13 protein-coding genes are annotated in these 13,899 nt (G+C 52.9%); 10 read left to right on the top strand and 3 right to left on the bottom strand.

What is annotated here, in order from left to right:
- Position 1: 1 nt before the first annotated feature.
- Positions 2-2,095 (bottom strand): type III secretion system export apparatus subunit SctV, encoded by a 2,094-nt coding sequence (gene sctV / locus C0557_RS22020; protein ID WP_074772736.1) that lies wholly within the window; start codon positions 2,093-2,095, stop codon positions 2-4.
- Positions 2,092-3,261, bottom strand: a complete 1,170-nt coding sequence (sctW, locus tag C0557_RS22015; protein WP_208661080.1) for a type III secretion system gatekeeper subunit SctW — start codon at positions 3,259-3,261, stop codon at positions 2,092-2,094. The genes sctV and sctW overlap by 4 nt, the downstream gene beginning before the upstream one ends.
- 234 nt (positions 3,262-3,495) lie before the next feature.
- Here sctW and C0557_RS22010 point away from each other — a divergent pair, with 234 nt between their 5' ends.
- The 3 genes from C0557_RS22010 to C0557_RS22000 all read left to right on the top strand — a co-directional run bounded on the left by C0557_RS22010 (position 3,496) and on the right by C0557_RS22000 (position 6,628).
- Positions 3,496-4,080: an RNA polymerase sigma factor gene (locus tag C0557_RS22010; protein WP_208661078.1), complete on the top strand. Its 585-nt coding sequence runs from the start codon at positions 3,496-3,498 to the stop codon at positions 4,078-4,080.
- A gap of 111 nt (positions 4,081-4,191) precedes the next feature.
- Positions 4,192-5,061, top strand: coding sequence for a hypothetical protein (locus C0557_RS22005; protein WP_208661076.1), 870 nt, complete (start codon positions 4,192-4,194; stop codon positions 5,059-5,061).
- A gap of 682 nt (positions 5,062-5,743) precedes the next feature.
- On the top strand, positions 5,744-6,628 hold the full coding sequence (locus C0557_RS22000; protein ID WP_208661074.1) for a ParA family protein: 885 nt from the start codon (positions 5,744-5,746) through the stop codon (positions 6,626-6,628).
- 71 nt (positions 6,629-6,699) lie between these two features.
- On the opposite strand, the gene C0557_RS21995 is transcribed toward C0557_RS22000, so the two are convergent.
- Complete coding sequence (locus C0557_RS21995; RefSeq protein ID WP_208661072.1) at positions 6,700-7,122, bottom strand: hypothetical protein; 423 nt, start codon at positions 7,120-7,122, stop codon at positions 6,700-6,702.
- Between the two features lie 241 nt (positions 7,123-7,363).
- Here C0557_RS21995 and dnaB-PI point away from each other — a divergent pair, with 241 nt between their 5' ends.
- The 7 genes from dnaB-PI (at position 7,364) to C0557_RS21960 (ending at position 13,660) form a co-directional block, all read left to right on the top strand.
- Complete coding sequence (dnaB-PI, locus tag C0557_RS21990; RefSeq protein WP_208661070.1) at positions 7,364-8,731, top strand: SPI-7-type island replicative DNA helicase; 1,368 nt, start codon at positions 7,364-7,366, stop codon at positions 8,729-8,731.
- A 5-nt stretch (positions 8,732-8,736) separates the two neighbouring features.
- A complete protein-coding gene (locus C0557_RS21985) occupies positions 8,737-10,452 on the top strand; it encodes a ParB family protein (RefSeq protein WP_208663092.1) in 1,716 nt (571 codons plus the stop codon).
- Positions 10,445-10,702, top strand: a complete 258-nt coding sequence (locus C0557_RS21980; RefSeq protein ID WP_208661068.1) for a TraR/DksA C4-type zinc finger protein — start codon at positions 10,445-10,447, stop codon at positions 10,700-10,702. Before C0557_RS21985 ends, C0557_RS21980 begins: the two co-directional genes overlap by 8 nt.
- A complete protein-coding gene (locus C0557_RS21975; protein ID WP_208661066.1) occupies positions 10,692-11,435 on the top strand; it encodes a DUF2786 domain-containing protein in 744 nt (247 codons plus the stop codon). The genes C0557_RS21980 and C0557_RS21975 overlap by 11 nt, the downstream gene beginning before the upstream one ends.
- Positions 11,436-11,519: 84 nt before the next feature.
- A complete protein-coding gene (locus C0557_RS21970) occupies positions 11,520-12,119 on the top strand; it encodes a DUF2857 domain-containing protein (RefSeq protein ID WP_208661063.1) in 600 nt (199 codons plus the stop codon).
- Positions 12,119-12,349 (top strand): hypothetical protein, encoded by a 231-nt coding sequence (locus tag C0557_RS21965; RefSeq protein ID WP_208661061.1) that lies wholly within the window; start codon positions 12,119-12,121, stop codon positions 12,347-12,349. Before C0557_RS21970 ends, C0557_RS21965 begins: the two co-directional genes overlap by 1 nt.
- Before the next feature lie 78 nt (positions 12,350-12,427).
- Complete coding sequence (locus C0557_RS21960) at positions 12,428-13,660, top strand: STY4528 family pathogenicity island replication protein (RefSeq protein WP_208661059.1); 1,233 nt, start codon at positions 12,428-12,430, stop codon at positions 13,658-13,660.
- Positions 13,661-13,899 lie beyond the last annotated feature (239 nt).

Below are 13,899 nucleotides of genomic sequence, written 5' to 3'. Positions count from 1 at the left end.
CTTATGCGTCGAAGGAATCAGGCGTACTGCTGAGCGCAATGCGCCCCATCACGCTGACCTGGAGGTTGAACTGCAACTCGGCGAAGGAGAGGACCGGAACATGGTGAAATTCATTCTGAATTAGCAAGCGCAGCGGGCTTCGCAAATCCTGGGCCGTCAGCAATACGCCATTAAATGCACGAAACGGCGGGAAGATATCGCGCAGTTGCTCCTGCAAATTTGCGTAATGCTGCTGATCGAGGGCGAAGAAGGTCTCGTTTTGCGTCTGGCGCAGGCTATCGCGAAGTACCTCTTCGGTTTCCGGCGTCAGTAGCCAGACCTGCATGCTGTTATTCTGTGCGTACTGGTGGCAGATATGTTCTTTGATATCGATACGAATCTGATCAACCAGCATGTCGATGTCGCGCCCGTTCTGGCTGTGTCCGAGCAGCGATTCGGAGATCGTTCTCACCGAGCGCAACGAGATACGTTCGGAAACCAGGCGTTGCAGAACGGTGCTAAACAAGGGGAGAGGAAACATACGCTGGAACTCCTGCGCCAGTTCAGGCTGTTCCATCTCGATCCACGTCATGATTGCCCGGGTTTCCTGCAGGCCAATAAAGCGCGACCCGCTGGCAAACAGTGCTTCTTCCATCCGCGCCAACAGCATCTGATGCGCGTCCCAGGAGACCACATCTTCACGTTGCAGTAGCGGATGCGTTTCCCCTAACCATAGCCACTGGTTTTCATTTCGCAGCGCATTGCCTGGCTGCGCATCGGCGTTATCGCCCAGTTCCTCCTGCCACTTTTTGTCGATCATCCGTCGCCCGTTGACGAGAGTGCCAATCACTTTGGGGACTTCATAAATGCAGAAACGAAACTCATCCTCCGCCTGTTGCGGGCTGTACTCGATATTGAATACCGGCAGAGTAAAGCCGAACTGGTTGACAATGCGGTTGCGCAGACGGCGAATATCCTCGATTAGCGCGGTTACCGCCGGATCGCCGATGCGGGAAGCGGGAAAGATAAGCAAATAGAGACGGCTGGGATTAAAGGTGCGCAGATCTTCTTCGCCGTTGGTTTCCGGCGCGATCTGCTGGACGGAATGTTGTTGTACTTGTATGCGCGCGCGCCAGATTTGAAACAAACCGGAGCCCAGGGTAATGGCTCCCAGGACGATAAAGATAAGCGTGGGCATACCCGGCAACAGACTAAAGCAGAACATACCGCAGCCCGCCATAATCCACGCTTTCGGCTGGCTCGTAAGTTGTTGGGTGATTTCGCGGCCGATATTGTTATCAATCACCTCTTCATCGCCGGAAACACGGGTAATCAGCATCCCGGCGGTCAGAGAAATCAATAATGCCGGAATTTGATCGATAAGACCGTCGCCGATGGTCAGAATAGAATAGATATGCATGGCGTCGCTGGCATCCATTCCTGATTGCAAAACGCCAATGCAAAAGCCGCCGACCAGGTTGATAAACAGGATCACCAGGCAAGAGATAGCATCACCTTTCACGAACTTCATTGCGCCATCCATCGCGCCAAACAACTGGCTCTCTTTCGCTAAATCTTCACGTTTACTTTTGGCCTGTTGCACGGTAATTAAGCCGGCGCGCAGATCGCTATCGATAGACATCTGCTTGCCGGGCATGGCATCAAGGGTGAAACGAGCGGCAACTTCCGCCACGCGCTCCGAGCCTTTGGTTATCACCAGAAAATTCACTACGGTGAGGATGAAAAACACCACCAGCCCTACCGCCAGGTTGCCTCCCACCACAAAGTTGCCAAAAGCCTCAACGATATGTCCGGCATTTTGCTGCAACAAAATCTGGCGCGTCGTGGATATCGACAAACCCATGCGAAACATCGTGGTTAGCAGCAGCACGGAAGGAAATGTTGAGAATGCCAGTGGTTTAGGCAGATACATTGCCAGCATAATCAGCAGGCACGAGGCGCTAATATTGATAGCGATTAATGTATCGATCAGCGGTAATGGCAACGGAATGATCAGCATAAAAACCACCGCCAGCGCGATAGTGGCACCGACAATTTCCGAACGCTGCATGGCGCTGATAGCGATCCTGTTCAGGACGACAAACAACATGTTCATTTGGATTCATTCACCCTCGCAGCCGCGCGCGGGCGAACCTTCTCTTCCCAGGCGCGATATTCACTGGTGAGCATGCGCACCATTTTTACTGCCCGTTGTTGATCGGCTGGATCGTTTTTCCACAGCGAGGAGGGGAGCTTTACCACCAACATCAGGAATTGGTTGTAAAAAAAGGATTGATGGAGCGGGTTCTGGCCAACAATCTGTGGGCCTAATTGCGTTAACTGGTGAGACTGAAAACCGCTATGGCACATACCTATCAGAGAACGGATAAGCGAGTCTGTGGGCGTGGTGACGTCAGCGAATTTTCCCTTCAGATTTGCAAGAAAATCCTCAACCATCACCAGCGTGGTACTGATAGCGCTGGCGTCATTCAGCGCAGTGGCGATGTGGTGTAAGGCTCTGCGTGGTGAGGAGGGAGCCAGGGCGGCGATATCGTCTGCCAGAGCGCGTTTCATGGTGCGTAATGCCAGTTCAAAGCGGCTGCTACCGAACTTTTCCAGCAAGACATCAAACAGGGTTTCCACGGACTGCTGGCCGATGACTGCGCTGTAGTAAAGCTGGCGCATAGCCAGTTTATGTTCCGGATGCGTGGTGAATGCCGCGATCGCCTCTGCCGTATTGATACCCGCGCCGATCTCTTGTGCAAACGTCTGCTCCAGCGTTTTTAATGCCGTGTTGATTGCATCAATTTTCTCCTGTTGCCCCAGGCGTTGCGCAGTACTCAACGCGGCACGCAGTAGCGTATCTGCCAGCACGGGATCGCCCTCTGTTACCGCAACCCATTGCCCGGCGTCAGGGGCGTTATCGCTGGATAAAAGATGTTCAATTTTCTTTTGACGCTGTTGCCGGGCGGCAGGATCAGGGCTCTCCAGCAGTTGGTAAAGATCGGTGAGGCGCTCGATTTTCGTCAGCGCAATGCGACCACGAATCTGATTGCGGCTCAGGACTCGTTGTTCATCGCGTTTGTGTTGCATTTCATTTGTTTCAGCCAGCAACGTGGCGACATCTCCCGGCGTACTGGCGACGCGGGTTTGCCGCGTTCTCACATTGGGATCGCGGGGCTGGCTCTTTTCGTCCGGGCTTAACGCATCCAGCAGGCTCTCTTGCTGCCTCAGTTCCTGCGGCTGTCTGTGTAAATAGTGCTGTGGGATTTTCATATTCATTGCACTTACGCCTCGGCTTGCATGCTTACTGATGTGTAATGGCGTTTCTTTCCCGGTTCCCTGTACGGGTGAATATTTACATTGTGTTTTTTCTTAATAGGGGTTGTGCAAGAAATTGCGTAAAAATAAGCGCCCAGGTGTGCTTGTTTATTCTCATTAATATTTTATGGGTATTTGCTTTTTTTAATGAAAATAAGACGTTGACTCATTTCTTGGCGTGGCATGTCTTTTGCTATGAAAGATTCGCTTGCTAATAATGAGGATGCGATTATGTCAGCAATTTTTTGTTTTGAACCTGCAGCATTAGAAGGAAATTTAAATCCTGCCTATTGGGAGATTCTGATGCGTGAAAATGAGAAGCGGCTTTATAATTTTATTCACAAGCGGGTAGCGAATACGTCTGATGTGGAAGATTTAGTACAGTCAACATGGCTGGAAGTCCTCTGCAATTGTCATAGATTCAGAGGATTATCAAAGCCTGAAACCTGGATGTTTGGTATTGCCCTTAATTTGGTAAAAAATCACTATAAGTCGCTCAAGGTAAGTTATTTACATGATGAACTGAACGACAATGTGTTAACACAAAACGATCTTCCTGATGATATTACGGAATATAAAGATACGTTGCACAAGGTATTAAGGCATATTGCCAGGATGCCGCCGGATTACCAGCAGATCCTTCAGTTGATTGTCGATCACGATATTAGTTATCAGGAAGTCGCGGACGAATTAATGATTCCTGTCGGCACTGTGCGATCCCGGCTGTCCCGACTACGCCAGACGTTAAAAAATGAAGTCGACTGGCAGTCGGAGGAGTAGTGTCATGTCGTTAACCATCCAGGGAAGGGGGGGAAATCACTTTCTGATACAGCTTTATATTTTGGGAAGACGTAATCAGACCCTTTATCTGTTAAATATCAGGAATACGCTATGAAAATTTCCGCTGATTTTACTGCTGTACAACTCTCTGATCATGCGAATAGTTATTTTCAAAATACTCAGGCGAATCAATCACTCCCCCGCACGGCAGCAGACGCGTATCCTGACGTTCCTGAAAAGAACGACCCGATAAAAAATTCGGTATACAAAAATGGAGAACAATTACCCTCTGGCTATGATGTTGTTGTTTTTTTATCTAATGATGGACATCAAAACAAGGTCGTGGGGCAATTTAATCCTGAAAATCCGGCTGAATTCCATGTTAAAGATCGGGATAGCGGAGCGCATATTGCCACGCTAAAGAAAACCACCCTGGCAGAAAGCCGGATAATTAATGGGAGGGAGGATTTTTTTAGCGGAAAACAGGCCTGGATGTTGGCACCCTATACGGGGCTGAGAGGGGGAGCAGGGTTATCAACGCCTGAAGATATCGATAATTATATGAGTAACGATGATGAAATTCAGTCGATGATGCTCTCCCCGCGAGAGAAATGTTTTGACTGCGCACAACGAGTAGAAAAGATGCTGAACTATCAAAACATTCCGCACTTTACCAGAGCGATGTATATCTGGTTTAACAAAAACGATACGGTTCCTAAAACACACTATGTGGTTGTCGCTTGCCCTGAGGAGGGTATCAAAATTGCCATTGATCCGACCGGCGGACAATTTGATAACGTTTTTCCTTCTACCGAGTACCTTAATACCTGGGCAAGTGAATTCAGATCGGGGTTCAACAATAACGCGATTATTAAATACAAAGATTTTGCCAACGCCAGAACATCAACAACAGAAGTCAATTCTTTCTTCCACGGTAATTCGGATGCTTTTCCGGGAAATGTTTTAAGTCAGGTTTTGTGACTACAGTTTAAAAGCGGGTTTTAGCTTACTGTTGTAAGTATTCCGCTTAAGTGACTCATTCACTTCTGGAAACAGAAAATCCGCAATGGATGGTTATCTCGCTCGTGCGCAGAGGCCGCGGTGAGACTGATTCAGCCGTAGAGAAGGTCGCGCTCCTGTGGAGAAATCACCGCGATTGCCAGCGACCATGTCATAAAAATGATTTCATCACATGGTCCTGATCTAAAAGCTATTACCTCATTCCACGGCAAGTGTACGCATTATTGCAAGCAATGCTGCTTTCGTTGCTGCATAAAACCCGGCGCCGGGCATCACACTTCCGGTGGTCCAGGAAGCATTGGTTCGATAGAGAGTCCGGAAACAGAAAAGCAAAAACCCGCCTTTTGGGCGGGTTCTTTAAATAGTGGTGCCCGGACCCGGACTAACGCCGTCAGGCGTTGAACAGCGCGCTTGTCGCGCTGGCCCCGAAGGGGTGAGCCGCCTGCGGCGAATAATCGAACGAAGTTCGATGGAGAGTCCGGAAACAGAAAAGCAAAAACCCAGCCATAGGCTGGGTTCTTTAAATAGTGGTGCCCGGACTCGGAATCGAACCAAGGACACGGGGATTTTCAATCCCCGTGTTTTTGGAAAGCAGTGAAGTGAGCAATCGTTCTCATCTGAATAATGTTATTCAGGTGACGAAATGCATTCAAAAACGAAAGTTGTTCCCGTAGTTTCTACCAAAGGTGGCGAGGGGAAATCAACCCAGGCCGCTAATCTCGGCGGTTTTCTCGCCGATGCAGGCATAAAAACCCTCATTATTGACGGCGACCACGCCCAGCCTACTGCCAGCAGTATCTATCCCTTAGCATACGAAGCACCATGTGGCCTCTATGAACTGCTCATGCAGACCGTAGACCTCTCAAAGACCGAAAACATTATTTCGCGCACCGAGATCGATAATCTTGACGTCATCGTCTCCAATGATCCCCGCAACCTTTTACCTACCTATATGCTCAATGTTGCTGACGGACGCGTGCGTCTCCGCAATGCCTTATCAAACCCGGTCTTCAGCCAGTATGACGTCATCCTGATTGATTCACAGGGTTCACGCTCGGTGATGTCGGAACTGATTATTCTTGCAGCTACCGGTGAAATGATTGGAATGGTCAAGCCGGTGCTGCCTGATGTACGTGAATTTATGCGCGGCACCGTTGCTCTGATGGAAGAGCTGCTCCCGTACATGGCTTTTGGTATCAGTCTTCCACGCATACGTATGCTGGTGAACTGCATGGATTATACGCTGCTTGCCAAAACTACGGTTGAACAAGCTGAGAGCATCATACTGAGCGGTGATTACAGCCAGCATGCGAATAAGATCTTCATCGATATGCTCCAGACACGCATTTATGATCTGGATGTTTACAAGCAGGGGCATGCGGCCGGTCAGCCCGTGCACCGCCTTGAGAAGAAAACCAGCCGTAAAAGTGATTCTGCGTTTGATTCTATGCACAAACTCGCCTGTGAACTTTTCCCTGAATGGAAAGAGAAGTTTGATGCATTAGCAAACGCTGGTGAGGGGGAATAATGTCTGACGTTAAACCAACCCCTGAATCAGTTTTGACATGCTGGCAGCATGAGCTGCCAGCAGGCAAACAATCACGCAGCCTCAAAGCGAAAAGGCGTATCCAGCCAGTCGAGTTTTCTCTCGATGCGGGTTTGCAATTGCTTCAGACCGGCGAAGTCAGTCCAGTCATCTGTAAGAGCAAGGGACAGTTCGGCCCAGGACATTTTGGACACATCTGCAGGAAGCAGGTGATGGCGACGGATTACTGCATAATGCAGGGCATCTTTCGGCGAGCATTTTCGGAATTGCTGTTTCCACTGGTTGCTTTTGCTGAGCCACTCCCCCAACCACAACAGACGATAGACCATCTGACGTTCTTCTTTCGGGGCTTTCTTCGCTTCTTCCCAGAAACGTTTGCTCAGATTGTCAAAAACGTCATCGTTATAAACCAAATCAATGCCGGACGGCAGTTGAGCATGTGCGCCGCTGGACGGCAGGTGTGCATGTGTATTCATAGATTCTCCTTCAAAAATGTTGATATGAATATGCTGTCCGCACCTTCATTCCGGGGTCGCCAAACTTACCGGCCTGAAAATGTGCAGACAGTCTCGGGGAGTGTACTCCCGGCAGCTGTTCGTCTGGCACCCTTTACGTATGTTTGCGTTAATGTCAGTTCTCTGAAAAGACGAGAGTTATCGTGTGAGGCAAGTGTAATGAAGCGCCCTGCGGTAATGCCTTCCCTCAGTGGAGGTGCGTATGTCTGACAACCGCAGAAATATCCCGGGTCTTTATTCGCCTGATGCGGAGCAGTCCGTTATCGGTGGTCTGATGCTGGATAACGAGCGCTGGGATGAAGTCGCTCTCCGTCTTAATGCTGATGATTTCTTTCAAAAAGTTCATAAGGTTATTTTTCAGGAAATGACCCGTCTGGTTGCGGCCGGAAAGCCACTTGACCTGATTACCCTTGCCGAAAGTATTGAAAGTCGCGGTGGTAAAGATGCCCTTGAACAACTGGGTGGTTTCGCCTACCTGGCTGAGCTCAGTAAAAATACCCCGAGTGCGGCCAATATTGCCGCTTACTCTGACATTGTGGCCAGAAACAGCCGGGCGCGGCAGCTGGCTGCTATTGGCGCGGAGATAACAGAATCCGTCAGGGCGCCCGGAACCGATATCGAAAGGGTGATGGAGGCTGCCGAGCAGAAAATTACCCGACTGGCAGAGCGTGGTGAACCGGAACAGGGTGTCACACTGATTGATGGTATGGAAAAATTGCTGCCAGAGCTGGAGCGGCGCTGTAATGTGCCTGACGGTATCACCGGGACCCCTACCGGATTTGACGAGTTTGATGCCATGACCAGCGGTCTCCAGGCGGGCGACCTGGTTCTTATCGCGGCACGCCCCTCAATGGGTAAAACGGCTTTGCTGATAAGCCTTTTACTCAACTCACTTCAGAAAAAAGTGGGTTCAAAGGGGCAGCTTTATAGCATGGAGCAGCCAACCGATCAGATCCTGATGCGTATGCTCGCTTCGCTTGGCAGCGTTGACCTCACGCATCTAAAGAGCGGCCTCATGGACGACGAGGACTGGGCTCGTACCTCAAACGCGGCAGCATTGCTGATGGGTGATCTGAACGACAGTCTTATTATCGATGATACCAGCTACCTTACCCCCTCATTACTGCGTATCCGTGCACGGCGTAATGCCCGCCGCTATGGTCATCCCTCGATCATCGGGCTTGATTACCTGCAACTGATGCGCTGCCCGGATCAGGAAAACCGCACTCAGGAGATTGCTGAAATCTCACGTTCCCTTAAAGCGCTGGCCAAAGAGATGGGGTGTCCGGTAGTGGCGCTGTCACAGCTGAACCGCCAACTGGAAAGCCGTGCTGATAAACGCCCCAATAACGGTGACTTACGTGATTCGGGGTCACTTGAGCAGGATGCTGACGTTATTGTCTTTATCTATCGTGATGAGGTTTATCACGAAAATACCGAGGATAAAGGTGTTGCTGAAATCATCATCAGCAAACAGCGGCAAGGTCCAACAGGGACGATCCGCCTGCGGTATGAAGGGCGCCACACCCGTTTTTCTGATATCGCTGATCGGTCAGGGAGGTACGCATGAGCAACGTGAACAACGTGCGTCACATTAATCTCGGTGCAGCCATGCTGCAGCGGGGTAAGTCACCGTCTCAGACCGCGGAGACGCCGGAGGTGCCACTGCCGGTCAGCGAGATGGCAATGGTGCTCACTCTCGACCAGCTGCGCCCGAATCCTGACAACCCCCGTAAAGGGCGCAATCCGCGTTATGAAGAAATTAAAGCCTCCGTGCGTGCGCGTGGACTGGATTCCATTCCCAAAGTGACACGCGATCCGGACGGTGAGGACGTCTATATCTTCAGTGACGGCGGCAATACCCGGTATCAGATCCTTTGCGAATTGTGGCAGGAAACCAGCGATGAGCGTTTTTATCGGGTTCACACCATTTTTAAACCGTGGCCAGGGCGGCTTAAATGTCTCGTCGGCCACCTGGCAGAAAATGAGGTACGCGGTGATCTGACCTATATCGAGAAAGCCTTTGGCGTTCATAAGGCACGCGTCATTTATGAAGAACAACTTGGTCGGTCTGTGACCCTCCGGGAGCTGTCTGATCTGCTCGGCCAGGAAGGCTATCCCATTGATAATTCCAGTGTGAGCCGGATGGAGGATACGCTTAATTATCTATATCCCTATATGCCAAACCTTCTCGAAAGTGGTATGAGCCGCGGTCAGGTAACACCGCTCCTGAGCCTTCGCTCCTCAGCCATGAAAGTCTGGAAATCGTTCAGCAGTGACGTCAAACCTGACTGCGCACTTGATGATGTCTTTGGTGCAACGTGCCGGTGTTTTGACGAACCGGACAGCTATGCTCTTGATGTTTTCAGGGATGAGTTCATCGGCCAACTGGTTAAGGCGCTGCCCCATTCAAGCCTGAACTATGATCGCTGGCTGATTGAACTGGACCCCCGTGAGCAGAAACGCCGTGAGCAGTTTGGTGATCCACCGCCACTGCCGGCTATGACGCCACCGCCGGAAAGAGCGGCAGGCCGTCAATTTTCTGAGCAACAGGTTACTGTCCTGCCTCCGGATACTGCATCTGAAACGCCGCTCACAGGCCTGCGCAGCGGTACGCTGACCACGCAGGGGCGGCCTGAACCCGCACCGGAACTGCCTGACAGTGCCGTTCTGCCGGACAGCCCATTTGTTACTGCCGGCAGTGAACCGCGTCGTGAGGTTCAGAATGACCTGTTTGGCGGACGTCCGGTTATTACCGGAGAGAGTGGCATCTCTGCTGGCAGTGCTGAGAGCACTGTTCTGCCTGATTTTGGGAACAGTGAGCTCGTATCGGCATTCGGTGAGCAGGAGGAATCCTCTTCTGCTGGCGTGAACTCAGTTGCCTTCGCGGCAACCGGCCTTGAGCCGGTCAGCGATATCTGGCACATCCCGGCACTCCAGGATGATATTGAGCACCTGCAGGATATGGCCTACCGGCTTGTCTTCGAAATCGCTGAGGCGATGGGCTGCGCGGATAATGTGCGTGAGGATAAACACCCTCAGTCAGCTGGCTTTTCCGTTTCTGAAACCGGCAGTGAATTCTCGTTGTTTCTTGCCGGTCTGTCCGGCTCGCTCCCCAACAGACAGTTCAACATGTTCATGTTCTGCCTGAATTTCTTCGGTTCTCAGTCACCGGCTGACACAGCTGTATTCGACGATATCACCGTGGTAAAGACCCTGCGTCTTATCCGCGTTATCCGCCGTCTGCGCGAGCTGCAGCGACTGGCTGCAAAAGGAGGGGACAATGTCTGATGACCTGAACGATGAAATGGCGCAGGCCAGTACGGCCCTGTTCACCCAGCGCGGCATCGATGCCATCCGGGCACAGGTGCATTCTGTAAAACCGTCAAAAGCGTTCTGCGAATGCTGCGGTGCAGATATTCCGGTTGCCCGCCAGCGGGCGGTTCCCGGCGTGGAACTCTGTGCCGGCTGCCAGGACGTGAAAGAGCGGCAGGGCCGTCACCATGCTTCTGGCGGAAGGAGGATGCGCCATGTCGGATAACGTAAAAATTACCGCCCGTATCCGGCGTCTGATGGCGCTGGGCACCCGCAACAGCAACCCTCATGAAGCCGCCCGCGCGGTGGCACTGGCTCAGCGCCTGATGCAACGTCACGGCCTGACGCCGGACATGCTTTCCCTCAGTGACGTCACTGAAACAGTCTGCCTCAGCCTGACCAGTGATGCGGAAAAGGTGCCGGCCTGGCTTAACTCGCTGGCAACAGGGGGCTGTATCGCCACGGGGTGCCGATGCTGGTTTGGCTGGCATATTCATGTCAGTACACAGGGTGTGGAAAGCGTGCGCCGTTCACTGCACTTTTATGGTTTCAGCGAACGGCCGGAGGTGGCGCTCTACATCTATACCGTTCTCCAGCGCCAGCTGCGTGCAGCGACTGACGCCCACATGGCCGGATATCGTACCCGCCGCATTCTTCTGCGCACGCGCCGTCGCCGGGCAGACCAGTTCCGTGAAGGCTGGGTATCCGGCGTCTGGCAGGTGCTGCAGTCGTTCGCGCCCTCAGAGGGAGAGAACGCCGTACTGCAGCGCTGGCTGTCTCTGCGTCATGAAGGTAATACGCTGGCCGGTCTGACTGTCCGGGTGGCGGGTCACTGTCGCGGTGACAGAGCGGCCCGGGTGGCCGGTTTTCTCACCGGTCGTGATACCGACCTGCATCATGGCCTCAGTGGCGCACAGGCTACCCGGCAGATTGCGGCAGGGGGACATTCACATGACTGATTTTCTTTTATGGTGTGCCTGCCTGTCGGGCTGGCTTTTCGATGTTCTGCTTGTCGCTGACCAGGCGATATCAGGAGGTGGCCTGTGAGCCAGCATAATCTTTCTCAGGCCACCACGGCCATTCTGTCCTCACTGCTGATGGACGTCAAAAACGGCAATATCCGCCGTTGTGAGTCGCTGGGTATGTCGGTTGAGGAAATCCGCGCGCTGAGCCATCTGAGTCTTGATGAACTGCACTACCTCAGCCAGTCACACGTTTCCGTGCTCGATGTCACCCTGAATCATGAAAACTTCTGGCTGATGCTGAATCAGGCCCGCAATGAGCAGAAGCGCTTCATGATGATTGACCGCGCACTGGAGCTCGGCGGATCGATGGAGCTGATTGACCGATACTTTGGTCTGTCCCCCTCGGAGGTGAGTGCACGCCGCCGTCTGATGGGTATTGAGTCCCGTCAGGGGCGAACTCAGGCCCTGACAGAGCCACAGGACGCTGCGCTATGGGACGAGTGGAAAGCGGCCGGGTTGTCATCCCCTGACTCCCACCAGGCGCTGGAGGCGATGATGCTCGCAGCCGAACAGCTGGGTCTTTCCCTGACGGCCGTATGGAGCCGGGTCTGCCAGTGGTGTCGTGAGGCAAATACTGCCTCACGCAAGGCTGAACCTCAGGTGCGTAAGGAGGCGTGATGGAAATGGGCGATTTTTCTCCCCGCCAGCAGGTGTCACCGGCAGTACGTCGCCGTTCGCAGCAGCTGTTTCATGCTGCATGCTGCGGAAAAAAGGTGTTCCGCCGGCTGGCGATGAATGGCTACCTCAAGATAGACGTGGGGCCGTTCTGGCGAATTCTCAGCAAAGACGGCGGCCTGCAGTGGTGGCTGATGGACCATGAGACCTACAACCGTGAAATACGCAGGTAACGGACTGCCGCTGATGACCATACAGTGCCGGGTTTATCCCGGCACTGTGCTGTCTCAGGCTGAAGAGGAGAGCATAAAATGACCATTCCGGCCGACAGTATTGTGGCGCACACGCTCGCCAGAATGCAGCAGAATCTTGAGCGGCGCGCCGATACCGGCGATGTCAGCCAGGAGCGCAGCGGGCTGCTGTTCATGGGTAACGTCCACGATGCGTTTCCGCGCAGGCTGTTCCTGGATACGCGCCTGTCACCACTGGATAAAACCGCCTGGGTGATGATAAGGCTTTACGCGCAGCAGAATGAGGGTGCCATCTTCCCGACTTACGATGAGTTGCAGGTTCAGCTTGCCTCCGCGCATTCAGAGAAAGCCTCCAGGGATACGGTGAGCCGCGTTCTGCTGATGCTGCGCCTGACCGGCTGGCTCAGCCTGTGTAAGCGGGTACGCGATGACCGTGGCCGCGTCCGGGGCAACATCTACGCCCAGCATGATGAACCGCTGGGTTACCGTGACGCTGAAACCTTTGACCCGGGCTGGCTGACCCTTGTTGAAGAGAGCTGCCTGAGCCGTAATAAAGCGGTTCGCATGACCGCGCTGGCCGTGGTGAATGACATCCTTCAGGACCCGGGGATGCGTCACCGTCACAGTCGCCTGGCCCTTATCGAAAGTCGCCTGAGCGTGCCGTCCACGCCTGAGCAGATGGTCCGTCATCGCCAGTCCCTGCCCCGCAGTCCGGATTCCGGACTCAGTCAGAAAAGCATAAAAAACAATCCAGATTCACTGAGTCCGGAAAACGGACTCAGTACCCCGTCACCGGATAAAACACTGAGTCCGGAATCAGGACTCAGTCTGAAATCAACGAGTTACATCGGAGTCCGAAATCCGGACTGTAACGTACGTTCTTTCACACAGAGTGTGAATAAAAAAACGTACGTACCGGGTGGAGCGCATTTTCTGCCTGACGATTTTGTGAACGGGCTGAACAGCGAGGACCGTCAGATGCTGACAACCCAGATGGCCTCACTGCCTGAAACGGTAGCGAAAACGCTGGCTGACATGCTGCGCGAGCAACTGCGGCTTGGCAGGCTCAACAACCCGGTGGGCTGGCTGTTCACGATGCTGCGTCGTGCCCGCAGCGGAGAGCTGAATCTGCCGGAAGCCGCGGCACCTGCCGGTTCCGGCAGCAACAATCCCCGGACAACCGGCATGCGTGCTGTACCGGCAGCCACCCTGCCTGTTCAGCCTGCGAGCCGGCCTTCTGCGGAAGAGGTCAAGGCGATGATCGCGAGCATTCGACAGAGTGTTGCCAAATAAGCAGACGGTTAAAATTTGAGCTTACTGCGGGCGCGGAAAGGTAAAAAAATGAACAACACTGCAAGGCGCAACAGTGGCTTAAAGGTGAATGGCATTATGGGCTGCGAAAGTGGTTAAAAAGTGTGCTTGCTGCGGGGCGCAGCAAGGTTAAAAAATGAACAGCACTGCAAGGCGCAACAGTGGTTCAAAGGTGAATGACATTGTGGGCTGCGGAAGTGGTTAAAAAGTGAGCTTGCTGC

This window comes from Kosakonia sp. MUSA4 (genome assembly GCF_013085925.1).
Lineage (GTDB): Bacteria > Pseudomonadota > Gammaproteobacteria > Enterobacterales > Enterobacteriaceae > Kosakonia > Kosakonia sacchari_B.
This window is presented reverse-complemented; position numbering and strand designations above follow the sequence as displayed.